The following is a 23,228-nucleotide window of genomic DNA, read 5'->3' as shown; positions in this document are numbered from 1 at the left end:
CGCGCCCGGGGGCGCGCGTCATGCCAGGCGGGCATGGTCGTCCGGCGTCAGTGCACCGTCACCGGCACCATGTCGTGCTGGCGCGCAAGCTGATACGCCAGCGTGCGGTTGGCGACGAGGGCGAGCTGCTGCCCCTCCGCATCATGCACGGCGAAGAGCGTCGTCAGGTCGCCGGCCTGCTCCTGCACCTCTTCGGGCAGGTCCGAGACCGACACCGGCTTCACGTAGACGACGTTCTCGCCGAGGTCTCCGAGGTCATGGCGTGTGTTCATTGCTCGTTCCTCCTGATGCGGATTGTCTGGACGACGCTGTCGGGCGTCTTGCGGACCAGATCGACGTGAAGCAGCCCGTTCTCCATGGCGGCCCCCGACACCTCAACGCCGTCGGCCAGCACGAAGCTCCGCTGGAACTGCCGCGCCGCGATGCCGCGGTGCAGGTAGACCCGGCCGTCGGCGTCGTCGGACTGCCGCCCGCGGATCACCAGCTGCCGGTCCTCGACCGTGATCGACAGGTCCGGTTCGGCGAACCCAGCCACGGCGAGCGTTATGCGGTAGGACGCATCGGACGTCTGTTCGATGTTGAAGGGGGGATAACCCTCGGCCCCGGACTTGGCGGTCCGCTCGACCAGCCGTTCCAGCTGCTCGAAGCCGAGGAGGAACGGATGCGTTCCCAGCGTGAGTTTCGTCATCAGGCGGCGTCCTTGATCCCAAGCGACTGGCGGCGCCCGTCCCGACTTGCGGCGACGGGGCCTGCCCACGATATGGGAGCCGCGACGCTGCGCCGCAAGGTCTGGGCACGGCCCGGCGCAGGCGGTATCACTGGGCGCACACGGGACAGGAGCAGTCGATGTCCGACTCCTCGCAGATGGACGAGGCGGAGATCCTCCGCGTCAGGCTGGAAGTCCTGAAGCGCGAGCACCGCGACCTCGACGAGGCGATCCACGCGCTCGAGGGGCGGGGCCCGTCCGACATGCTCACCGTACGCCGGCTGAAGAAGCAGAAGCTGCGCCTGAAGGATCAGATCGCGCAGATCGAGGATCAGCTGCTACCGGACATCATCGCGTAAGAGCCGCCGCGCCTTCATGCGGGTGCCGTGGCACGCCGCCTGCATGCCGCCCTTCGGCAGCAGGCGGCGGCACCAACGGATCGGTGCCGCCATCGCGAAGCTCGACCCGCTCCACGTCGTCCGCCGGGCCGCCCTGGGCAGCGCGGCAGCCATGGCCCTGACGGGGACTGCGCCGTCACGGTCTGGGCCTAGGCCGCCCGCTCCAGCCCGAACGTGTCGTGCAGGGCCTGCACGGCGAGTTCCATGTACTTCCGGTCGATCAGGACGCTGATCTTGATCTCGGACGTGGTGATGACCTTGATGTTGATGCCCTCGGCGGCGAGCGCCTTGAACATCTGGGCGGCGACGCCGGCGTGGCTGCGCATGCCGATGCCGACGACCGACACCTTGGCGACGCCCTTGTCGGCCACCAGCTCCTGGAAGTTGATCGCGCCCGACTCCTTCGCCGCCTGCATCGCCTTCTCGGCCCGCAGCACCTGGTCGGTGGGGCAGGAGAAGGTCATGTCGGTGCGCCCGTCCTCCGAGATGTTCTGCACGATCATGTCCACGTTGACCCCAGCCTCGGCCAGCGGGCCGAAGATGGCGGAGGCGACGCCGGGTCGGTCGGCGACCGAGATCAGCGTCATCTTGGCTTCGTCGCGGCTGTAGGCGACCCCGGCGACCACGTTGCTTTCCACGATATCCTCCTCGGCGCAGACGAGCGTTCCGGCCGTCTCTCCGTTGTCCTCGAACGACGACAGCACCCGCAGGCGCACTCCGAACCGCATGGCGAGCTCGACCGAGCGGGTCTGCAGCACCTTGGCGCCCAGCGACGCCAGCTCCAGCATCTCCTCGAAGGCGATGCGGTCCAGCTTGCGGGCCTTGTCGCAGATGCGGGGGTCGGTGGTGTAGACGCCGTCGACGTCGGTGTAGATGTCGCACCGCTCGGCCCCGAAGGCGGCGGCGAAGGCGACTGCGGTGGTGTCCGACCCGCCGCGGCCGAGCGTGGTGATCCGGCCCTCGGGGCTGACGCCCTGGAAACCGGCGACGACGGCGACGCGCATGCCTTCGGCGAACTTGCGCAGGATGTTGCCCGTCGGGATCTCCTCGATCCGCGCCTGGGAGTGGGCGGAGGTCGTCCGCACCGGCACCTGCCAGCCCTGCCAGGACCGTGCAGGGATATCCATCTCCTGCAGGCGCAGCGCCATCAGGCCTGCGGTGACGTTCTCGCCCGACGCCACCACCGCGTCGTATTCGCGCGCGTCGTACAGCGGCGACGTCTCCGAGACGTAGCCGACGAGCTTGTTGGTCTCGCCCGACATCGCCGAGACGACGACGATCACGTCGTAGCCCTTGGCCACCTCGACCGCCACGCGCTTGGCCGCGCGCTGGATGCGGTCGATATTGGCGACCGACGTGCCGCCGAACTTCATCACCAGGATCGGCATGATCCCCTTCCCTTGCTCCGCCGCGCCTATAGAGGCGCGCTCACGCGGGGGCAAGGAGGGGTCAGAACGGCAGCCGTTCGCCCTCGTAGGATAGGAACTCGCCGGCGGTGTCGAGGCTCAGGGCGTCGAAGCGGGCGGCGAGGCCGGCGGCGCTGTCGTCCGGCTGTACGGAGCCGCGGTGGGAGGTCATGTCGGTTGCGACGTAGCCGGGATGGTAGATGCCGAGGGCGATGCCCTCGGGGGCGAGGTCGGCGGCGAGGTTGCGGCCGAGGTTCAGCGAGGCGGCCTTGGAGGCGCGGTAGACGTAGGAGCCGCCGCCGGCGCGTTCGGACGAGCCCATCTGCGAGGAGATCACCGCGATCCGGCCCTTGGCGGCGCGGACGTTCGGCAGGACCGCCTCGATCGTGCGGTAGACGCCGAAGACGTTGATCGCGAAAACTTCCTCCCACATCGACTGCGGCAGGCCGTCCCCTATGCGGGTGCCGCGGTCGGCATAGATCCCGGCATTGCAGACGAGGAGGTCGAGGGGGGTAGCGCCGAGCGCCTCGGTCACCGGGCCGAGGTCGGGGCGGCGCAGGTCGAGGGGGACGAGGCCGTCGCCGCCGGCGGTGGAGGTGCCGATCACGGTCTCGCCGCGCGTCTCGTACAGGGACTTGAGGGCGGCGCCGACGCCGCGGCTGGCTCCGGTGATGAGGATCATGGGGCGCTCCTTGTCGTCGTGCCGTCCGCAGGTATCGCGGCCGGGCGCGGCGGCAAGCGGGGGGAGAAGTGCCGCGGCCGGTTCTCCCGGGCGGGCCCGGCGGCGGGCGGGGGGGGGGCATGCCGCGGCCACGTCTCGCGGCAGCGCGCGGGCGAGGGGCGTCAGTTCGCCCGGCGGGTCGGCAGGAAGGGCAGGGGGGCGATGGGGATGCCGTCCTCGAGGAGGGCCCTCGCCTCCTCGGGCTTCGCCTCGCCGTGGATGGCGCGGTGCGGCTTGTCGCCCTCGTGCATCGCCCGCGCCTCGGCGGCGAAGGACAGGCCGACATAGTCGCTCTCGGCCTCGATCCTGCGGCGCAGCGCCGCCATCGCCTTCTCCATCGGAGTGGAGGGGGTGGACAGCGTCGGCGCCGGCGCGGGCGCGTCCGACGCGTCGGTGCTGACGCGGGGCGCCATCAGCGCCTTGTCCACCGACGTGCCGCCGCAGACCGCGCAGGACAGCTGACCGGCCACCTTCAGCCGGTCGAACGCGTCGGCGGAGGCGAACCAGCTCTCGAAGTCGTGGCCGTCGGTGCATTTCAGGGCGTAGCGGATCATCGGGGCGGGCGGGACCTGGCGGGTTGCGATGAAGGACAGATATGCGCTGCCGGGGCGAATTCTACTGTCCTTGCAACAGGCTCCGCCAGATCCTCTCGCCCCTGTGTCCCGCACGCGCGGATCGGGGGCCGGCGCGTCGTCCGCGCCGGCACCCGACCCCCGGTCAGCCCGCCACGTGGGCGTCGAAGGCGGCGCGCAGGTCGGCGGCCTCGCCCCGCAGCCGCTCGGCCTGCAGCGTGGCCTCGCCGATCCGGTCCTCGATCGCGACGAGGTCCGCGAGGAAGCGCTCGTAGGCGGTCGACGTCTCGCTGACCGAGCCGAGGTTGCGGCGGACGCGGTCCTGCTCCGTCGACAGGCGGCGGATGTCGTCCTCGACGTCGTTCAGCGCGCTCTCGGCGTCCGACGCGGCGCGGGCGAGACGGGCGGCCTCGGTGAGGAAGGCCGCGTCGGCGGCGTCGTCGACCTCGCCTGACCAGTAGACGAGCGTGTCGGGATCCATCAGCCCGATCGCCTGCTGCTCGGTCACCGGGCGTACGTCGCGCATCACCAGCACCGCCTCGCCCGGCCACTCGTCGGTCTCGGCCACCTCCAGCGCGACCCGCAGCCACTTGCTGCCGTCGTCCTCGGTCCGCGGCTCGGCCTCGGGCGCGTCGGCGCCGACGACGGAGGAGGCCCAGCCCGGCGAGACCGGGTGGTCGATCGTCACCACCTCGTCCGCGCCGTCATGGACGGTGACGGCGTAGCGGGCCTCGCGCCGTTCCTCGCTGCGGACGATCAGGTTTCCGGACGACAGGCGCACGGACAGGCGGGTGCGGGCGGCCTCGGTCTCCTCCTCGACGCGGATGCCGCGATCCTCGCCGTAGTAGACGGCCCGCGTCTCGCCGGGAGCGACGATCGGCACCTCGGCGTCGCCGACGTAGCCGCCCTCGCGGTCGCTGACGGTCATGATCCCGGGCGGCAGGCGCACCGTCAGGTCGTTGACGATCTCGAGCCGCATCTCCGGCGCGCCGGTCCGGTTGCCCAGCCGGCCGCGCCAGAGCTTGAGGTTCTCCGCCTCCAGAGCGCCGGACAGGAACGGCATCGACAGCATCTGGCCCGCGTCCAGATCGACCGTCTCGTCGAAGGTGAAGCGGCTGTCGAGCGCGCCTTCCGCGCCCGTGGCGGCCGCCGCAACCGGCGCGGGGGCCGGCGGCGCGATCCCCGCCATCGCGCCGCCGAAGCTCTCGGCCTCGTCGTAGGCGCGCATCTGCGGCTCCACCATCACCACCGGCGCCTCGACGATGCCGTCGCCAAAGCCCGCCTCCTCGCGGTAGCGCCAGTCGCGGCCGAAGAGGTCGGCCCGCAGGGTCCGCGGCGTGCCGGAGGACAGGGTCAGGGTCACGTCCTCCCAGTCCTCGCCGGTCGCGTTCTCGATCACCGCCCAGGCCTGCAGGTCGACCGCGCCGTCGCCGTCCGTCAGGGCGCGGTAGGCGGTCTTCCAGGCCGGCGCGGCGATGACGTAGCTGACGGCGCCGTCGGCGATGTCGTCGCCCGTGAAGCTGATCGTCACCTCGCGGCTGTCGCCCGCCGCGCTGTCCCGCAGGATCGTCAGCGCCTCGCGCAGCGCGTCGGCGATCTCGGGGTCGTCGATGGCGATGGCGGCCGTGCCGTCGAGCGGCCAGCGGCGGATCGCGCCGTCGTCGTGAAAGACGGTAACATGGGTGGTGCAGCCGGTTTCCTGTGCACAGCTCTCGCTGACCTCCAGCACCTGGCCCGCCCGCGGTTCGATCCCGCCGGCGGTGGAGACGCTGACGCGCAGGCCGGGCAGGGACCGCAGGAGCGTCTCGAAGTCGCGGGCCGCGTCGGGCCCGAAGGGCAGGGCGGCGAAGGCGTCCGCCACCGGCTCGGGCCCGTCGAGGGCGATCATCGCCCCGTCGATGCCGCGGCCCCGCACCAGCAGGGATTTCAGGACGTCGTCGACGTCCCGCAGCGGGATCCGCAGCGACAGGGCGTCGGCATCGCCGGTCTCGCGGACGAGGTCGGCGAGACCGGCCTCGTACAGGGTGACGGCCCGCACGGGCGCGTCCTGCGCGGCGGCGGCGAGGGCGAGGGCGGAGACGGCGGAGGCGAGAAGGGGAACGGCGAGGCGACGCATCGGCGAAAGCTCCGGAAAATGGATCGGTGTCAAATGAGACGCCGGCCGGGGCCGGAGCCTTGGGCCGACGATACGATATTTTCGCGAGCGCGGGCGAGGGCCTTGCTGCGCCCCCGCGCCGTACGGTCTCCCACCCGGGCAGGCGGCCGCTACTGGGTCCGGGCGGCGGCCAGGCCGGCGCGGGTGTCTTCGGTGCGCAGCTCGCTGTCGAGGCGCTGGAACTCCTCGCGCGCGCGGCGGACATCGCCGGAATTGAGGTACGCATAGGCGCGCAGGATCGCGAGGTCGCGGCGCAGCGTGCCTTCGAGCTCTTCCAGACCGTCGAAGTAGACGATCGCGCGGTCGTAGTCCTCTTCCTGGTAGGCCCGCACGCCGCGCTGGTCGAGGATGATGGCCTCCACGGTGCGGCGCTGGTCGAGCGTCAGGTCGGTCGAGGCCGCGATCTCGGAGGCGGCGTCGGTCATGTTCCGCTTGAGGTAGGACAGGGCCATCCCGTAGCGCGCGTCGCGCCGGACGGTGCCGCCGAGGCTGCTGTTGGCGGCGAGGGTGAAGAGGGCAAGCGCCTCCAGCGGGCGCTCGAGGTTGTAGACGCACCAGGCCCGCTCGTAGGCCACCTCGATCGACTGGGGCGAGGTGGACCGGGCGGCGCAGGTGCGGAAGTCGGCGGCCGCCGCCGCGGCGCGGACCTGGGCGAGGCGGCCGTCGCCGCGCAGGCTCAGGGACGCCAGCGGGCTGACCGCCGGCGTGCCGGGCGCGACGCCCGCGACCACCGGCGCCGCGGCGGTCGGGGCGGGCGCGGGGGCGCGGGGCGCAGGGGCCGGGGCCGCCGCGGGGGCGGGCGCGGGCGCACGGGGCGCGGGGGCCGGAGCCGCCGCCGGCGCGGTCGGGACCGGCCGGGGCGTGGCCGCGGGGGCGGGCTCGGTCGAGGCGCGCGGCGCATCCGGCTCGGTCTGGATCGCGATGCCGCGACCGGCGAGGAGGCGGCGGCGCAGCTGCTCCAGCCGCTCGGACGCGGCCGGGTTGCGCGCGGTGGCGCTGGCGATCAGGGCGTTGATCTGGTCGGTCGAGGCGACGGAGTTCGCCTTCTCGATCGTCGCGATCAGGTCGTCGGCGGCCGAGCATGAGGCGATGATCTGGCGATAGGTGGCGAGGGCGGCGGCGGGATTGCCCGTCGCTTCCTGCAGCTCGGCCAGGCGCCAGGGGTTGTTGATCCGGTTGCAGCGCAGCAGCTCGGGATTGTCGACCGCGATCCGCAGGGCGGCGACCGGATCGCGCGCTCCGATCGCCTCGTCGAACCGGGACGACGCGTCGGCGGTGGCGAGGAGCGTCTGCATGTCCTGCGGCGGAGTCCATCCCGGGAACTGCGCCCGCGTCTCGTCGATCAGCCGGCGAGCGCCGGCCACGTCGCCGCGGGCGATCGCCGCGTAGATGTCATCGACCTCGACGTTGGGGGCCAGCGCCGTCACGCCCAGCTCGGACAGATCTTCCGGCGGGGTCCAGCCCGGAAACTCGATCCTCAGGCGCCGCAGCTCTGCCTGTATGGCGGCCGTCTCGTTGTTCTCGATGTAGAAGACGAGCGCGCGAAGATCCTCGGCCGTGGGGGCGTCCTGCGCGGCGGCGGGAAGGGCGGCGAAGCCGACGAACGCCGCGAGGCAGAAGGCCGGCAGCCGGGCAAAGCCTAGATGGGAACGCATCTCGAAACCGCCTCGAACTGGGCCAGCAGCGTCATCAGGTGCAGCGTGGCCGGGTAGTAAGGTTGCCGCGTCGAGAAGCGCGGCATCAAGGCACCGGCCCGCGTTGACGTGACGCAGAGCGACAGCCCCGCGAGTGCGGAATACCCCGGATCGGAGCTGGTTTCCAATACCACTCCCGTGCCTCGGTCCAGGACCGTGGGCGTGGCGCCACGCGCGGTGTCGGCGTCGGCGTAGGCGGCCGACTGGCGCCGGACGGCGAGATGCTGCTGCTGGCCCGACCAGACGAGGAACAGCGGCACGCGCATCGCCTCGTACCCGTTTTCGTTCGACATGCCCTCGGCCGGCACGGCGCCGCCGGGCCGCAGTTCGATCCAGTCGGGCACGAGTCCGCCCTGGGCGAGGTCGGTGATGATGCGGACGCTGTCGTCGGCGCAGCGGGCGAAGGCCGAGACGCCGGTCGACGCCGCGACCTCGCGCATCGCGAGCGGCATCATGTACGAAGGGTTCACGATCAGCCCCTCGTCCCGCTGGAATCCGCCCGCCGCGGGGGTGAAGACGAGCCGGCCGCTGCCGTCGGGATGCGGCTGGATACAGGCCGCGGCGAGGTCGGTCGCGATGTCGGTCGCCCGGTCGATCAGCTCGGGGCGCTGCAGGGTGACGGCGCCGCGGATCAGGCCCCAGGCGTAGAACAGATCGCCGTCGCTGGCGTTGTTGCGGTCGGGCACGTTGGTCGCGCTGTCCGGCAGCCAGCGCCAGGCGAACAGGTGGTCGGGCCGCATCCTCAGGTTCGACATCGTCCAGGCGTTGATGCTGTCGAACGCCGCCTCGTCCCCCACCGTGGCCGCGAGCAACAGGCCGTAGCCCTGGCTTTCGGAGTGGCTGGCGCCCTGCTGCAGTCTGTCGACCACCCGGCCGTCGGGCTCGAGGTAGGCCGCCTTCCAGACCTCCCACGCTGCCGTCAGGGGGTGCGTTCCGCGGCCGGCCTGCGCCAACGCTCCGCCCGCCATCAGCGACGCGACTGCACCGAAGCTCGACTGAAGTAGCCTGCGTCTGTTCATCGGTTGCGGCTCTCCCGTGTGCGGACGACGAAGATGAGGCCCAGAAGGACCGAGATGGAAACGAGAACGGTCAGAAGGGCGACGTAGATGAAGGGCGACCACGACGCGTAGTTGCCCGCGACGATCCGCGCGTTGCGGATGGTCAGCGGCTCTTCCAGCACCGGGGCGACGCCGGCGGGCTGCCATGTCTCCCACGTGCCGTCCGCATTGAGGAGCGCGGCCTGGCCGCCAGGACCGTCGGGATCGGTCCGCCCCTTCTCGACCGCGGCGGCCACGGTGGCGGGATCGGCGCGCTGGCCGAGGATCAGGACCAGCTCTTCCGGCACGTCCGGGCGCGGCATGACGAGAAGGGCAGTGCCCTGCCGGTCCGACAGCCACCGGTCGAGCGGCGGATCTCCGGGACGGGCGATGCCCGCGATCCGCTGCCATAGAGTCCGGGCCGCGTCGGACAGGCGCGAGAGCGACCACACGGTCGAGCCTTCGGCAATGTCCTCCTCGAGATCGGGGCGCGCGACCCCGAGGGCGGTCTCCAGCCGCATCCGGTCAAGGCCGACCGCGCCCAGCGGCACGTCGTCCAGCCTCGTGAGATCCGCGATCACCAGGCTCGGCGCCGGGCCGTCGCCGGCGTCGGCATCCAGGCGATACGGCGTGGCCAACGTCGCGAGACGGGCATCGACGGCGGCGGCGCGGCTGTTCTCCGCCACGCCGGGCACCGCCTCGATGGTGCCCGAGCCCAGCTCGTACAGGGTCGGCCCCATGTCGATCCGCCGCATCCGGGGCGAGGGCGGCACGCTGAGGCTGCTGTCGCCGGAAATCGCCAAGATGGGGCCGTCGACCGGCGGGCACGGCAGGTCCGGCGGGTCGCCCGGGACCACCGCCTCGAAGCTGAGGCGGTTCATGCCCGGCGACAGCAGCCGCGCCGGAAAGCCGATCGGCAGCGTCGGCAGCACCTCGCCCCCCTGGCCGAAGAGCGGCAGCAGGCGCACGGTCGTGTCGTTGACCTTGACGAGCAGGAGCGACCCTTCGGGAAGGTCGGCCGCATAGCCGTAGGTCAGGTCGATCTGCGCCTTCTGCGATGACATCAGCAGCCAGTCGCGGGGCAGGCGGAAATCCACGTCCACCCGCTCGTAGCGCTCGCGCATCTCGATGGCGCCGGAGCCGAGGTCGTCGAGGCTCGCGGGCTGGCCCGGATCGACCAATGTCGGACCCGTGCGAGCCTCGGGAAGCGGGAGGAACGTGTCGAGGGCCGACGGCTCGGCGCCTTCCTCGACGACGAGGACGAGGCCCCCCTCCGGCGTCCGGCGCACCTCGACCGGCGGCCCTTCGGTATCGGGCACGATGGCGACGCGGGCGAGGGACGGCGTCTCGCCGGCGGGGGTGTAGGCGCTCTCCACCGGCAGGTCGGGCAGGAGGCCCGGCATCAGCCCGCCGATCCGGCGCCGCAGTTCCGCGACGAGCGCCGGGTCGGGAGTCCCGGCGGCGACGAGCGGGACGCCGCCGCCTGACGAGAGCTGCGCGAGAAGCGTGTCGGCCAGGCTCTGGCTCTGGGCCGACAGCTGGCCGAGATCGAGGGTGACGCCGGTGCCGGCGGTGTCCACCTCTGTCCACACCTCGAACGTGGCGTCGGGGCCGCAGAAGATGCGGTGGCGGTGATCGCCGAGAAGGATCAGTTCGTTGCTGCCGGATCGCAGCTCGTCGGTCGGCAGCGAAACGGTCTCGAACCCCGCGAACGCGTTGGGCGCCCAGCTGCCGATCTCGACCCCGTTCAGGATCGCGGTGATCTGCGATTCCGCGGTCAGGACGTTGATGCTGTTGCGGTACGAGACCGTCAGCGCCTCGACGTCCGCACCGGGCGGGACGATCACGCGCAGCTCCATCCGGGCGTGCTCGCCGCTCATCCGCTGGATGCCGAAGCCGCCGTTGGCGACGGCGGGGAACAGGACCTGAGGCTCGGGCTCCGGCGCTTCGGCCGCGTCGGGTTCCTCCCCGGCGGCTGCGTCGGCGGCGGCGTCGCCCGGAGCGCGGCGCGAGTAGTCCGGCAGGACCGCGTCGATCTCGTCGGCCGGAGCGGCGGGATCCTCCGCCTCGTCCGTCGGCTGGACGCCCTCGAGACCGAGCAGCGGCGAGAGGTCGATCACCGGCTCGTCCGCCGTCTCCTGCGCACGGGCGACCGGGGACATGACGACGGCCCCGACGAGCAGCGGTGGAAGCCAGCGGCGGATCATGACGCCTCGGCGAGGTCGCGCCGCTCCTTGGCGGCGGCCTCCGCGGCGGCCTCGGCCTCGGCCTCTTCGGCCGCGAGGCGCTCTCTCTCCTCCACATCCACGCCGAAGGCGAGGAGGTGCGCCGGCTTCTCCGTCGCGACCTGGTTCACCTGGACGTCGCGGCGGCGCGCGGGCTCGCGCCAGAACTCGCGCAGGACCAGCGGCATGCCCCGGAAGAACAGCCCCAGCACGTAGGCGAGGCCGGCGAGCAGACCCTTGGGCCGGCGGGTCGAGTGGCGGATGCTGCGCCAGTTCTCGCTGTCGCCGAAGATCAGGAAGGCGACGGTCTCGCGCACCTTCATCGGCTGGTGCGCGTCGAAGAGCACGCCGAGGGACTGGCCCTCCTGCGCCGGCTTGATCGACACGACGGTCGCGGCGATCGGCGAGGACAGCGTCGGGTTCGAGGCGAGGGTCGGTGTCAGGATCACCGTCTTGCCCCGGAGCGCGGCCACCGTCGCGCCGCCCGGCAGCGCGTTGCCCTCCACCAGCACCCCGGCGCCGCTGGTCGAGGTGTCGGTGATCCGCACGGGGATCGCCGCGTGCTCGCTGCCCGGGATCGAGAGGGTCGCCTCCTCGTCCATCGCGACGCGGGGCGAGGCGCGGCGCTGCTGCCGCTCGGCGACCGCGCGCCAGGCCACGCCCACGAGGATGAAGTTGAATATGCCCCAGCCGCCGACGACGGACAGGACGGCCCGGTCGCCGGGGAAGGTGTACCAGCGGATGCCGAACGCGACGAGGCCGGCCAGCATCGTCAGGAACAGGATCGTCAGCGGCCAGTGCATCGGCGAGATGTAGTTCTGGTTCAGCGTCTCGTCCTTGGCGGTGACGTTGAACTTGGCGCCGCGCGGCCGCAGGACCGTGCGCAGCACCGCCAGGGCCAGATAGGGCGCCTGCGCCACCTCGTAGATCTCGGAGATCAGCGGCCACCTGAAGCGGGCGTAGAGCGCGTTCTGCACCAGGAAGGAGACGGCCAGGTAGCCCAGCATGTAGGCGATGACCTCGTCGAAGGTCGCGACGAAGATCTCGATCCCGAAGAACAGGTAGACCAGCGGAACGTAGAGGTAGAACAGCCGCATCAGCGGGAAGAGCCAGAAGCTCATCGAGTTGATGTAGCAGATCCGCTGCGGAACGCTGAGGCCGCGCCGCGTCAGCGGCCGCTTGAGCAGCAGCATCTGCATCATGCCCGCCGCCCAGCGGCCACGCTGCTGGATGAAGGAGGCGAAGGTCTCGGGCTGCAGGCCGGCGATCATAGCGCGGTCGAGATAGAGGCTCTTCCAGCCCGAGGCGTGGATCTCCAGCGCGGTCTCCGCGTCCTCGGTGATCGTCTCGCCCGCGAAGCCGCCCACGCTGTCGAGGGCGCGGCGCCGCAGCACCGCGGCGGAGCCGCAGAAGAACGCGCCGCCCCACCGGTCCAGCCCGCGGTGGATCAGGCTGTAGAACATCTCGTTCTCGGGCGGGCAGGCCTCGCTGAGCTCGAGGTTCCGCTGGATCGGGTCCTTGTTGATGAAGAAGTGCGGCGTCTGGACGAGGAACAGCTCGGGCTCCGCCACGAAGTAGTTCACCGTCCGGGCGAGGAAGTCGCGGCTGGGCACGTGGTCGGCGTCGAACACGACGACGAGGTCGCCATTCAGGTCGGCGAGCGCCGCGCTCATGTTGCCGGCCTTGGCGTGCTCGTTCCTGGCGCGCGTGGAGTATTTCACGCCGAGCTCGGCACACAGCGCCTGCAGCTCCGCGCGGCGGGCCCGCGCCCTGGCGGCGAGTTCGGGATCGGAGGAGTTGCAGCGCTGGTCGGTGCCGCCGTCGTCGCACAGGACGACCGTCCGCTTGGCGGACGGGTAGATCATGTTCTTGGCCGCCGCGAGGGTGACCGACAGCATCTCGGCCGGTTCGTTGTAGGACGGAACGAGGATGTCGACCGTCGGCAGATCCTCGGGGTCGACCTTGGGCGGGAACGGCGGACGGGTCGGGTCGGCGCCGATGAAGGCGTTCAGGAAGAACACCATGATCGAGTAGGTCTCGACCACCAGCAGCATGATCGCGACCACGAACGACACGGTGAGGCCCGGGTCGGGCAGCGTCTCGAGGATCCGCCACAGATAGTAGCGCAGGACCAGCACGCTCGCCGTGGCGAGCAGGAAGAAGCGCGCCACGAGGAGCCGGGCGAACGGCTTGAGACAGGCCACCACGGCCACGGCGACGATGCTGAGGAAGCCCTGGCCGTTCGTCGACAGCGGAACGCTGACGAGGCCCGCGATGACGACCGCCAGGAGGACCCAGAGGAGCAGTTCCGGGACGCCGCGGCGACGGCGGCGACGAACGACGGCGGTCACCCGCTCTGCCTCTCGCAGACTGGGGTCATTGAACCTCCGGCGCCGCCAGCGGAGACAGCATGCGGTTGCCGCCCTCGCCCGTCTGGACCGCCGCGACCGCGGAGACGCCGATCTGCCGGTCGGTGATCGGCAGCAGCGCCTGCTCCACCGGGCCGAGAACGCAGTTGCGCAGCATCACTTCCATGATGTTCGTGCCGCGCGGCAGCAGTCGTTCCGCGCCGTCGATCCGCCGGAAGGCCAGCACGCAGTTCGTCTGCCCGCCGGTCTGGTAGACGAGGTAGAAATAGGTGCCCAGCGTATCGGTCGCGCGGCGCAGATCGTCGTCGGAGACGTTGGCGAACGGGGACGGGACGCCCTCGGTCCGGGACAGGAAGTCGTCGAGGCGGAAGGCCCCGGGACTGCGCCCGTCGGGCACACGCGCCCGCAGCCACAGGATGTTGTCGCCTTCGAGCGTGGTGTCGTTGACCAGGCCGATCAGCTGCTCCTGCTCCGTGCCGAGGCTGCGCTGTATGGCGATCAGAGCACCGCGCGGGGCGGCCCAAGCCAGCGACAGGCGCGTCATGACGAACTGGCGGGACGTCTGAAGCGTCTCGAGGCTGAGATTGCCCAGTCCAGGGGCGACGCACGCCGACAGACCCGACAGGAGGAGTGCCGCAACAACACCCCGTACCGCTCGACTACGCATATCTGACCTCGCCCTCCGCCCCGGCGCAGGGGGCGGGTCCCTGCGTGCGGTCCCGCCCCGCGCTCTTCGCTTCGTAAAGGCGGCGGTCGGCGGCGGCAACGAGATCGGTCAGGGTATCCGCATCGTAGGGACTGACGGCAACACCTGCGGAGAAGCGCAGCTCGAAGTCGCCGGGGATGACGCGGGCGGCCTGTGCCACCGTGGTCTTGAGCCGGTCGATGCGGTCGTAGAGCGTCGACAGGTCGATCGACGGGGACAGGACGAGGAATTCCTCGCCGCCCAGGCGGAAGATCCTGTCCTCCTTGCGGAACCCCTCGCGCAGACAGGTCGCCAGCGTCGTCAGCGCCGCGTCGCCGGTATAGTGGCCGAAGCGGTCGTTGATCGACTTGAAGTGGTCGATGTCGATGATCGTCGCGACCATCGGCTCGCGCGAGAAGGAGTCGTCCTCGTTCAGCCGTGCGATCTCTTCCGACAGGGCACGGCGGTTCAGCAGGCCGGTCAGCGGATCGGTCCGGACCTCATCGTTGATCCGGCGGTTCTGCCGCGTCATCTGGGCCAGCTCCTCCTCGCGGGAGAGCAGGACCGTGGCGAGCTGCATCTGCATCGACTTGCGGTTGGTGATCTCGGAGAACAGCAGGGCAAAGCCGATGGCGTGATCCTTGCGGCGCGACTGGCCGTCGACCGAGGTGTAGCGCACCTCGTAGTCGGCGCCGTTCACGCTGATCTCGGGCAACGACCGCGTGCCGCCCTCGGCATCCAGGATGAGGGCCAGAAGCCGCGCGACCTGGGGGAAGGTCTCGACCGTCGGCTCCTGCGACATGTCGATGCCGAACACCTCGGCCGCCCGGGCGTTCGCCACCATGATCTTGCCGTCACGTCCGATGACGAGGACCGGGTCGGGAAGGTTCTCGAGCACCACGTCCTTCGCGACCGTGGTCAGCTGGAAGAACTGGTTGAGCGAGATCAGCGCCGAGTAGATCAGCAGGACCGTCGAGAACAGGATCGGCGTCGGATCGAAGCCGCCGATGCTCCATCCCGTGAGGATGTAGGCGACGTTCGCGGCCGTGGGGATCGCGGCCAGAAGGAACAGGAGCGAGTAGAGAAGCCGGGCAAGACCCTCGCCCCGCACGATCGCCGCCGCAAGCAGGCCATAGGCGCCCAGCAGGAAGCAGTACAGGCCGCCTGCCGCGACATAGTACAGGACCCGGTGCTCGTAGATCAGGGGAGCGCCCGGTTCGTCGCTCACCGGCACGCTGACCGGGTTGTAGAAGGCATGATGCCAGGGGTTGGTCGCGGCGAGCGCGAACACGGCGAGGGGCACGCCGATCAGGAGGGCGGCCTGCCAGCGCGCCACCGGCCCGGATTCACCCCGGGTGAAGCGGTAGACGAACAGGAACCATGCGACCGGAACGGCGCCGATCCCGAGGAACGCGGCCGTGCCCCAGGCGACCTTGCAGCCCGGGTCGATGGAGATCAGCTCCATCAGGACCGCGAAGATCCACCAGATGACCGCCCAGTTGGCGATCATGAAATAGCGCTTGCCGAAGAAGGTGGGCTGCCGTGCGAGGATCGCCCGGAACAGGACGAAGGCCGGGAGCAGTCCCGCGACGAAGTAGGCGGTCGATCCAGCCGGCTGAAGCGCCGTGCATGCGCCTAGGTGGTTGAGAAATCCGTTCATTCTTCGGGCCCTGCCTCGGATAGCGCAGGCCAGACCGGCGGGTGGGCAATGCCCTCCGCGACCGTCAGTCGGTCCTGTCCGCGCGTGTCTTCCATCGTTCCAATCGTACCGCGAGCACTGGTCTTGGCCTGTAACTTGGTCACCTGCGTCCCGCCTTGAGCAGGTCCGCAACTTTACGTCTCGTAAGGAATTGTGGCCTCATGATGGAGCCGACCCAGCAACAATGGGCCCGACTTGAGGGCGTGGACCGCCCGACCCGGCCTCTCGCGCCGTCATCAGCTGCTGTCCAGCCACTCCCGACCCTACGTAATACCGAGGAAGTTCACGTTCTTGTAAGCGCCTGCCTTCCGGTCACATTTCAACGCAATATGATGGGCCAAGAGCCGAAATGAATCGCACGGCCCCCCGGGGAGCTAGCGACTGAAGCCGCCGAACGTCACGCTCGCCGACACCGAATCGTCGTCGTACAGGTCGGCCGTCGAATCGGTCCGGGACCAGCGAATCTCGACGTTGATCCCCTGGCCGATGCTTCGCCCGAGCGACACGCCCGCGGTTCGATCCCGGCGCGGCCGGCCGAGGAACAGCCCGCCGTCCCGCTCTTCGTACCACAACCGGGCAGTGGCGGGCGCATCGCCCCACAGCCACCGGACGCCCCCGGACACGCGCGCCGTCAGCGCCGTCTCGTTCGGGACGGACACGCCCGCGGTCAGGCCGACATCGGCCACGAGGGCCGGGAAGACGGTCTCCAGCGACAGCGTCCCCTGCGGCTGGCCGTCGAACGATGCGACCTCGACCGTCAGGTCGTGCGCCCCGACCGGGGTCTCGAAGAGGGTCGACAGCCCCAGCGTGCCGGCCCAGGCCTCGGACCGGCCGAGCTCTCTGTCCTGCGCCACCCCCTCGAGACAGAAGTCCGCGAAGGTCCAGCCCGACAGGTGGTTGAGCGAACACAGGCGCCCCTCGACCGCCGCGTAGCCGAGCTGCTCGGTCGGGGCGACGGCGCCGAGCCCCCGCACGCCGGCCTGGATGACGCGGCCTTCGGCCCAGGCGTAGCGCAGCTCGGCCCCGCCGGTCGCGCCGACGACCACCCCGGCCACGGCCCGCGACTCCGGCGCGGCCTCGAAGACGAGGCCGCTGACCGTGAAGCGGTCCTGCGTGACGCCGCCGTTGATGTTGCTGTCGTAGGACAGGTACGGCGACACCGACGCAGCCGCCCCGACGACGCCCGTTCCGTAGAAGCCTTGGCGCACCATGGCCGCGCGCAAGGCCTCCAGCTCCGCCCCCGTGGCCGCCCCCGATGCGAGGCGGTCGCCTGCGGCGAAGACCCGCAACCGCTCTGACGCGGCGAGGGGGGCCAGCCGGGACAGGTCCCCTTCCGCCGCGGCTGGGCCGCAGGACCACGCGACCGCGGCGGCGAATGCGAGCGCGCGGACCGCCGCCGCCGGCTCAGCCCGGGGGGAGGGCATTGGGGTCGATGCCGGCGAACGCCCCCTCGATCGTGACGTCGCTGCCCTGGTCGGTGCCCGTCGCGGTATAGAGGCCGGACGCCGACAGGTCGTGCCGGCCGTTCGCATAGGTCGGGGTGCCGCCCACGTTGCCGCGCAGGCTGCCGCCAATCTCGAAGATCAGCGGGCTGTCCGGATCGTGGATCGCGACGGTCACGGGCCCCCCGAACTCGCCGGTCACGATGTTGAACGGCAGGTCTTCCGCCACCAGTTCGCTGCGCACCACCGAGGCGCCGGCGACCGTCGTGCGCAGGTTGATGTCGGCCTGCCCGTTGTCGAAATCGAGCACGAGGTCGACGAGCCCGCGCGAGTCGCTGCCGCTGAGCACCGGACCGTCGTCGATCGTGACCCACGCGTAGTTCGCGCCGCGCAGGAAATAGGTCCCCTGCGATCCGGTGCGGGAATATTCCAGCGGCTGCTGGTCGGCGGTCAGCCGCAGCAGGCGCTGGACCGTCTCGCCGCTGCCCGTGCCGTCCACCTGCGCCAGCACCTCGATCGTCATCCGGTCAGCATACAGCGCCCGGTTCAGCTCGATCAGGTTGCGGTAGCCGGCCGGCGAGGCCGGGTTCGAGTCCTCGAATTGGCGGATGATCGCCGCGTCCGCGGGCGTGGACAGGTCGCGGCGGGCCCGGTCGTAGCCGTTGTGCGAGGTCGTGTAGGTCTCGAACGCCGCGTCGTCCGGCACCTCGACCGGCGGCTCCTCGGGACCGAGGGGAGCGCCGCCGCCGCCCGCGCAGGCGGACAGGAGAGCGACGGAGGAGAAAGCTGCGAGCGTGGTGCGGAACATGGCGGCATCCGGTGGCGAGAGGATTCCTGGCGGACCCTAGGCGCGTAGGCCGGTTCCGGACAGGGCCGGTCGCACCGCCGCCGGTGCGCTCCGGCACGGTGTAGCGGCAGAACCACGCGGCGTCCGGCAGGCCGGCGCTGCGCGGCGATCGGGGGGCAGTTCGGGGGGCGGACGGCGCGAGGCGCGGCCGCCCCGCGCGTCGCCCGCCCGTGTCGCCGTCAGGTCCGCGCCGGCAGCACCTGGGCCCGGCATTCGCCGAAGCCGATCCGGTAGCCGTCGCCGGCCGCGTGGCCGCGCAGCGTCAGCGTGTCGCCGTCCTCGACGAAGCTGCGGGTGCCGCCGTCCACCTCCACCGGCTCCTTGCCGCCCCACGACAGCTCCAGCAGCGACCCGCGGCTGTCCTTCGCCTCGCCCGAGATGGTGCCGGACCCTAGAAGGTCGCCCACCCGCATCGGGCAGCCGCTGCTGGTGTGATGGGCCAGCTGCTGGGCCGCCGAGTAATACATCTCGCGGTAGTTCGTGCGGGAGAGGATCGTCTCGCTCCCGCCATCGGGGGTCAGCCCGACCTCGAGGTCGATGTCGTACAGCATCGGCCCCGGCTCGTGCAGGTAGGGCAGCAGCGGCACCTCGCGGGGCGGGGTGGAGGTGCGGAACGGCTCCAGCGCCGCGGCGGTGACGATCCAGGGGCTGATCGTGGTCGCGGTGGCCTTGGCCTGGAACGGGCCGAGGGGCTGGTACTCCCACGCCTGGATGTCGCGGGCGGACCAGTCGTTGAGCAGGACGTAGCCGAAGATGTTCTCGAAGGCCTCGCCGACGCCGATCGGACCGTTCGACGGCCGGCCCACGATCGCGCCCATCTCCAGCTCGATGTCGAACCGGCGGGAGGGGCCGAAGCGGGGGGCGTCGTCGTCCGGGCCCTTCAGCTGCCCCGAGGGCCGCACGACCGGCGTGCCGGACACGACGACCGACGAGGCGCGGCCGTTGTAGCCGATGGGGATGTGCAGCCAGTTCGGCGGCAGCGCGTTCTCGGCGCCGCGGAACATCGTCCCGACATTGGTCGCGTGCTGCTTCGAGGCGTAGAAGTCGGTGTACTCCGTGACCGCGAAGGGCATCCGCATCTTCGCGTCCTTGAGCGGCGACAGGTGCTTCTCCAGCCCGGAGCGCGCCTGTGCGCCCTCGGCCAGCAGGCCGAACAGCGTGACGCGCAGCTTCTCCCACGCGTCGGGGCCGAGGGCCATGAAGGTGTTCATCGCGCCGGTCTGCAGCGCCCCGCCGAAGTCGAGCCAGCCGCCCGATTCCAGCGCGTGCAGGTCCAGCACCTGATCGCCGATGGCCGTGGCGCAGTGGGCCGAGCCGTTCACGTCGATCACGCCGTAAGGCAGGTTGTTCAGCGGAAAGTCGGTGTCGGGCGCGTTCGCGCTCTCGATCCAGGATCGCATCAGGCCGGTCATGTCGGCTCCTTCTGGTCAGGTCGCGTCGGGCTGCGCCTCGGGGCGGGCAGCGGCGAAGGCGGGCAGGGCGAGGCAGGCCGCCTCGATCCGCGTCAGGCGGGGGAACGGCGTCAGGTCGCAGCCCCAGCGCCGCGCATTGTAGATCTGCGGCACGAGGCAGATATCGGCGAGCCCCGGCGCGTCGCCGAAGGCGAAGGGACCCTCGTCCGGGATCAGCGCGGCCAGCGCCGTGAAGCCGCGCGTCATCCAGTCGTTCATCCAGGCCGTCGCCTCGTCGGCGGAATGGCCCATCTCCTTCAGCTTCTGCGTCACGCGCAGATTGTTCACCGGGTGGACGTCCGCCGCAATGGTCAGCGCGGCGGCCCGCACCCGTGCGCGGGCGACGGGGTCGCGGGGCAGAAGCGGCGGCTCAGGCGCCGTCTCCTCCAGCCAGTCGAGGATCGCCATCGACTGCGTCAGGACCGTCCCGTCCTCCAGCACCAGCGTCGGCACCCCGAGGCCGGGGTTCATCCGGGCGTAGTCCGCCGCCCGCTGCTCCCCGGCGACGAGGTTCACCGGCACCGGTTCGTACGCGATCCCCTTGAGGTTCAGCGCGATCCGCACCCGGTAGGCGGTGGTCGACCGCCAGTAGGTGTAGAGCTTCACCATTTCCCCTCGGGCGTGCCGTCGAAATGCACGTCGAGGTCGGACCAGACGTCGATGTAGTTTTCCTGCAGCGGCGCTTCCTTGGCCGCGAACGGCGTGAGCTGCTGCGGGAACCGCGTCTCGAACATGAAGGACATGGTGTTGTCGAGCTTGCCGGGCTTCAGGTCCGCCCGGCTCGCCCCCTCGAAGGCCTGCTTGTCCGGCCCGTGGGGCAGCATCATGTTGTGCAGGCTCATGCCACCGGGCACGAACCCCTCGGGCTTGGCGTCGTAGATGCCGTAGATGTTGCCCATCAGCTCGGACATGATGTTCTTGTGGTACCAGGGCGGGCGGAACGTGTTCTCGGCCACCATCCAGCGCTCGCGGAACAGCACGAAGTCGATGTTCGCGGTGCCCGGGCTGCCCGACGGGGCCGTGAGGACGGTGAAGATCGACGGGTCGGGATGGTCGAACAGCAGCGCCCCGACCGGGCAGTAGGCGGTGAGGTCGTACTTGTAGGGCGCGTAGTTGCCGTGCCACGCCACGACGTCGAGGGGCGACTGGCCGATCTCGGTCACGTGGAACTGGCCGCACCATTTCACCGTGACGGTCGACGGCGTGTCGCGCTGCTCGAACGCCGCGACCGGCGCCTTGAAGTCGCGCGGGTTGGCGAGGCAGTTGGCGCCGATCGGCCCGCGACCCGGCAGCTCGAACTTCTGGCCGTAATTCTCGCAGACGAAACCGCGAGCGGGGCCCTCGATCAGCTCCACCCGGTAGACGAGGCCGCGGGGCAGGATCGCGATCTCGGTCGGCTCCACGTCGAGGATGCCGAGCTCGGTATGGAAGCGCAGGCGCCCCTGCTGCGGCACCACCAGCATCTCGCTGTCGGCGGAGAAGAAGTAGTCGTCCACCATCGACTCGGTCACGAGGTAGACGTGGGAGGCCATGCCGACCTGCGTGTGCACGTCGCCCGCCGTCGTCATCGTGCGCATGCCGGTGATCCAGGTCAGCGCGGCGCCCGCCTCCGCCTCCACCGGGTTCCAGCGGTACTGGCCGAGGCTCGCCACCTCGGGGTCGATCAGCGGCGCGCTCTTCCAGTAGGGCACGTCGATGCGCCGGTAGCGGGTGGAGTGCTTGACCGACGGGCGGATGCGGTAGCACCAGGTCCGCTCCGGCGGGTGGACGGTGAAGGCGGTGCCCGACAGCTGCTCGGCATAGAGGCCGTAGGGACACCGCTGGGGCGAGTTGCGGCCCTGGGGCAGGGCGCCCGGCAGCGCCTCGGTCTCGTGGTCGTTGCCGAAGCCGGGCATGTAGCCGGGCGTGATGGCGTTGCTGGCCAGCTGCTGCTGGATGGCGCGTTTGTCCTGGACGTTCATGTCTGTCCTCCTGTCGGGTCGGCCCTGCCGGGCCGGGTCATGTCTCGGCGGCAAGCGCCAGCGCTTCGTCCAGCACCTGCGGATCGCCGATATGATTGGCGAGGATGAGGATGAGGCGCGCGTTCAGCGCGTCGCTCTCTGCTTTGGTCAGCCCCTCATGGACGGCGAGAAGGCGGGCGTAGAAGTCGTCCGGCCGGGCGATATTGGGGTCGGTGACGAGCGTCATGGCCTGTCTCCCCGCGCGGTGGCGACGGCGACCGCCTGCCGCACCGCGCTGTCGTCGAAGGTCTCCCAGCGGGCGGCGACGTGCTGGTCCGGCCTCACAAGGTAGACCGCCGACCGCGCCTCGCCCAGCAGACGCTCCGCCAGTTCGGGATGTCCGGCGGCGGTCAGGGCCACGCGCGTCACCGCGATCCCGCCTGCGTCCAGCCGCTCCGGCGCGTCCGCGTCGATGCTCAGCAGTCGGAACCCTCCGCCCAGCCGCGCCAGCAGCCAACCGCCTTCGACCGGCGCGTCCGGCATCGGCGCGCCGACGCGGGTGCGCGCCGGCCCGCCGGGCAGGGCGTCCGGCCCGTTCAGCGACAGCCCGTCGTAGCAGCAGGGCACCGACAGCCGGCCCGAATTGACCAAGGGCCGCGCGAACGCCGCCCGTCCCGCCAGCGCCAGCACCGCATCGCGGAACAGCCGGCTGAGCTCGGTCTTCGGCGTAATGAAGTCGGTGGAGCGGGTGGAGTTCAGGATGTTCTCGTCCGCCCCGTGCACCCGCTCCTCGGAGTAGCTGTCGAGAAGCGCCTCGGGCGCCAGCCCCTTCAGCACCAGCGCCAGCTTCCAGCCGAGGTTGTCGGCGTCCTGGATGCCGGAATTCGCCCCCCGCGCCCCGAAGGGCGAGACCTGGTGCGCGGCATCCCCGGCGAACAGGACGCGGCCGTGGCGGAACCGCTCCATCCGCTTGCACTGGAAGGTGTAGATCGAGGACCAGACGATCTCGTAGTCCACCGGCCCGAGGAAGGCGTCGATCCGGCGGCGGACGTTCTCCTCCTTCAGCTCCTCCTTGCGATCGACGTCCCAGCCGATCTGGAAGTCGGTGCGCCAGACGTCGTCCGGCTGCTTGTGCAGCAAGGTGGAGGCGCCGGCGCCGTGGGTCGGCTCGAACCAGAACCAGCGCTCGGTCGGGAAGGTCGTCTCGCCGGTGAGGCGGATGTCGGCGATGAGGAAGCTGTCCTGGAACACCTTGCCGGTGAAATCGAGGCCGAGACGCCCGCGTGTCGGCGAATGCGCCCCGTCGCAGGCGATCAGCCAGTCCGCCTCGACCCGGTACGGCCCGTCGGGCGTCAGGACGTCCAGCGCGACGTGGTCGTCCGCGACCTCCATCCCCTCGACCCGGTTGCGCCCACGGATCTCGATCGGCACGCCTTGCGCCTGCATCTCTCGGATGCGCTCCACCAGGTACTGCTCGACGTAGGGCTGCTGCAGGTTGACGAAGGCGGGGAAGCGGTGGCCGCCCTCGGGCAGGAGGTTGAACTCGAACACCTTGGCGTCGCGGTGGAACACCTTGCCGAGGTTCCAGACGACGCCCTTGTCCAGCATCCGCTGCCCGCAGCCGTAGCGGTCCGCGATCTCCAGCGTGCGCTTGGCGAAGCAGATGGCGCGGCTCCCGGCGCCGACGCCCTCGTGGTCGTCCAGCAGCAGCACCGGCACGCCCTGCAGGCCGAGGTCGAGGGCGGTGGCGAGGCCGACGGGACCCCCGCCCACCACGACGACCGGATGGCGCACGGCGTCCGGCCGGTCCTGATCGGCGGACCTCTGGTAGGGATACAGGCGGTGCACCACCTGATAGCGGTCGTCGAACATCCTCCGGTC

Annotated in this window: 20 protein-coding genes; 1 reads left to right on the top strand and 19 read right to left on the bottom strand. The window is 70.9% G+C overall.

The window, feature by feature from the left end:
• Positions 1-47: 47 nt before the first annotated feature.
• Both A37W_RS0119735 and A37W_RS0119730 read right to left on the bottom strand, forming a co-directional pair.
• Complete coding sequence (locus A37W_RS0119735; RefSeq protein ID WP_018304781.1) at positions 48-272, bottom strand: DUF1150 family protein; 225 nt, start codon at positions 270-272, stop codon at positions 48-50.
• A complete protein-coding gene (locus A37W_RS0119730) occupies positions 269-688 on the bottom strand; it encodes an Hsp20 family protein (RefSeq protein ID WP_018304780.1) in 420 nt (139 codons plus the stop codon). The genes A37W_RS0119735 and A37W_RS0119730 overlap by 4 nt, the downstream gene beginning before the upstream one ends.
• 158 nt (positions 689-846) lie before the next feature.
• Here A37W_RS0119730 and A37W_RS0119725 point away from each other — a divergent pair, with 158 nt between their 5' ends.
• Positions 847-1,065 carry a YdcH family protein gene (locus A37W_RS0119725; RefSeq protein WP_018304779.1) on the top strand — a complete coding sequence of 73 codons (219 nt, stop codon included), beginning with the start codon at positions 847-849 and terminating at the stop codon, positions 1,063-1,065.
• Between the two features lie 188 nt (positions 1,066-1,253).
• On the opposite strand, the gene A37W_RS0119720 is transcribed toward A37W_RS0119725, so the two are convergent.
• The 17 genes from A37W_RS0119720 to A37W_RS0119640 form a co-directional block, all read right to left on the bottom strand.
• Positions 1,254-2,492, bottom strand: coding sequence for an aspartate kinase (locus A37W_RS0119720; RefSeq protein WP_018304778.1), 1,239 nt, complete (start codon positions 2,490-2,492; stop codon positions 1,254-1,256).
• 61 nt (positions 2,493-2,553) lie between these two features.
• Positions 2,554-3,192 carry an SDR family NAD(P)-dependent oxidoreductase gene (locus A37W_RS0119715; RefSeq protein WP_018304777.1) on the bottom strand — a complete coding sequence of 213 codons (639 nt, stop codon included), beginning with the start codon at positions 3,190-3,192 and terminating at the stop codon, positions 2,554-2,556.
• A 161-nt stretch (positions 3,193-3,353) separates the two neighbouring features.
• On the bottom strand, positions 3,354-3,785 hold the full coding sequence (locus A37W_RS0119710) for a DUF1178 family protein (protein ID WP_018304776.1): 432 nt from the start codon (positions 3,783-3,785) through the stop codon (positions 3,354-3,356).
• Positions 3,786-3,948: 163 nt separating this feature from the next.
• Positions 3,949-5,919, bottom strand: coding sequence for a DUF4139 domain-containing protein (locus tag A37W_RS0119705; protein ID WP_018304775.1), 1,971 nt, complete (start codon positions 5,917-5,919; stop codon positions 3,949-3,951).
• A 149-nt stretch (positions 5,920-6,068) separates the two neighbouring features.
• Complete coding sequence (locus A37W_RS24080) at positions 6,069-7,613, bottom strand: tetratricopeptide repeat protein (protein WP_018304774.1); 1,545 nt, start codon at positions 7,611-7,613, stop codon at positions 6,069-6,071.
• On the bottom strand, positions 7,598-8,671 hold the full coding sequence (locus A37W_RS0119695; protein WP_026198628.1) for a family 8 glycosyl hydrolase: 1,074 nt from the start codon (positions 8,669-8,671) through the stop codon (positions 7,598-7,600). Before A37W_RS0119695 ends, A37W_RS24080 begins: the two co-directional genes overlap by 16 nt.
• Positions 8,668-10,896 carry a cellulose biosynthesis cyclic di-GMP-binding regulatory protein BcsB gene (locus tag A37W_RS0119690; protein WP_018304772.1) on the bottom strand — a complete coding sequence of 743 codons (2,229 nt, stop codon included), beginning with the start codon at positions 10,894-10,896 and terminating at the stop codon, positions 8,668-8,670. The genes A37W_RS0119695 and A37W_RS0119690 overlap by 4 nt, the downstream gene beginning before the upstream one ends.
• Entirely contained in the window at positions 10,893-13,265 is a 2,373-nt protein-coding gene (bcsA, locus tag A37W_RS0119685) for a UDP-forming cellulose synthase catalytic subunit (protein WP_018304771.1), read from the bottom strand. Before bcsA ends, A37W_RS0119690 begins: the two co-directional genes overlap by 4 nt.
• 25 nt (positions 13,266-13,290) lie before the next feature.
• Positions 13,291-13,827, bottom strand: a complete 537-nt coding sequence (locus A37W_RS0119680) for a hypothetical protein (RefSeq protein ID WP_018304770.1) — start codon at positions 13,825-13,827, stop codon at positions 13,291-13,293.
• Between the two features lie 115 nt (positions 13,828-13,942).
• A complete protein-coding gene (locus A37W_RS23045) occupies positions 13,943-15,628 on the bottom strand; it encodes a diguanylate cyclase (protein WP_018304769.1) in 1,686 nt (561 codons plus the stop codon).
• A 413-nt stretch (positions 15,629-16,041) separates the two neighbouring features.
• Positions 16,042-16,956: a hypothetical protein gene (locus A37W_RS0119670; RefSeq protein ID WP_156169338.1), complete on the bottom strand. Its 915-nt coding sequence runs from the start codon at positions 16,954-16,956 to the stop codon at positions 16,042-16,044.
• Positions 16,957-17,071: 115 nt separating this feature from the next.
• Positions 17,072-17,917 (bottom strand): hypothetical protein, encoded by an 846-nt coding sequence (locus A37W_RS0119665; RefSeq protein WP_018304767.1) that lies wholly within the window; start codon positions 17,915-17,917, stop codon positions 17,072-17,074.
• Positions 17,918-18,135: 218 nt separating this feature from the next.
• Entirely contained in the window at positions 18,136-19,368 is a 1,233-nt protein-coding gene (fahA, locus tag A37W_RS0119660; RefSeq protein ID WP_018304766.1) for a fumarylacetoacetase, read from the bottom strand.
• Between the two features lie 15 nt (positions 19,369-19,383).
• Positions 19,384-20,016, bottom strand: a complete 633-nt coding sequence (maiA, locus tag A37W_RS0119655; RefSeq protein ID WP_018304765.1) for a maleylacetoacetate isomerase — start codon at positions 20,014-20,016, stop codon at positions 19,384-19,386.
• Positions 20,010-21,368: a homogentisate 1,2-dioxygenase gene (gene hmgA, locus A37W_RS0119650; protein ID WP_018304764.1), complete on the bottom strand. Its 1,359-nt coding sequence runs from the start codon at positions 21,366-21,368 to the stop codon at positions 20,010-20,012. The genes maiA and hmgA overlap by 7 nt, the downstream gene beginning before the upstream one ends.
• Positions 21,369-21,405: 37 nt before the next feature.
• Positions 21,406-21,594 carry a DUF2783 domain-containing protein gene (locus tag A37W_RS0119645; RefSeq protein WP_018304763.1) on the bottom strand — a complete coding sequence of 63 codons (189 nt, stop codon included), beginning with the start codon at positions 21,592-21,594 and terminating at the stop codon, positions 21,406-21,408.
• Positions 21,591-23,219: an FAD-dependent oxidoreductase gene (locus A37W_RS0119640; protein WP_018304762.1), complete on the bottom strand. Its 1,629-nt coding sequence runs from the start codon at positions 23,217-23,219 to the stop codon at positions 21,591-21,593. The genes A37W_RS0119645 and A37W_RS0119640 overlap by 4 nt, the downstream gene beginning before the upstream one ends.
• Between the last annotated feature and the right edge of the window lie 9 nt (positions 23,220-23,228).

It is taken from the genome of Wenxinia marina DSM 24838, assembly GCF_000379485.1.
In the GTDB taxonomy this organism is placed as follows: Bacteria; Pseudomonadota; Alphaproteobacteria; order Rhodobacterales; family Rhodobacteraceae; genus Wenxinia; species Wenxinia marina.
The sequence above is the reverse complement of the archived record's forward strand: the minus strand, read 5'-3'. Positions and strand labels throughout refer to the sequence as shown.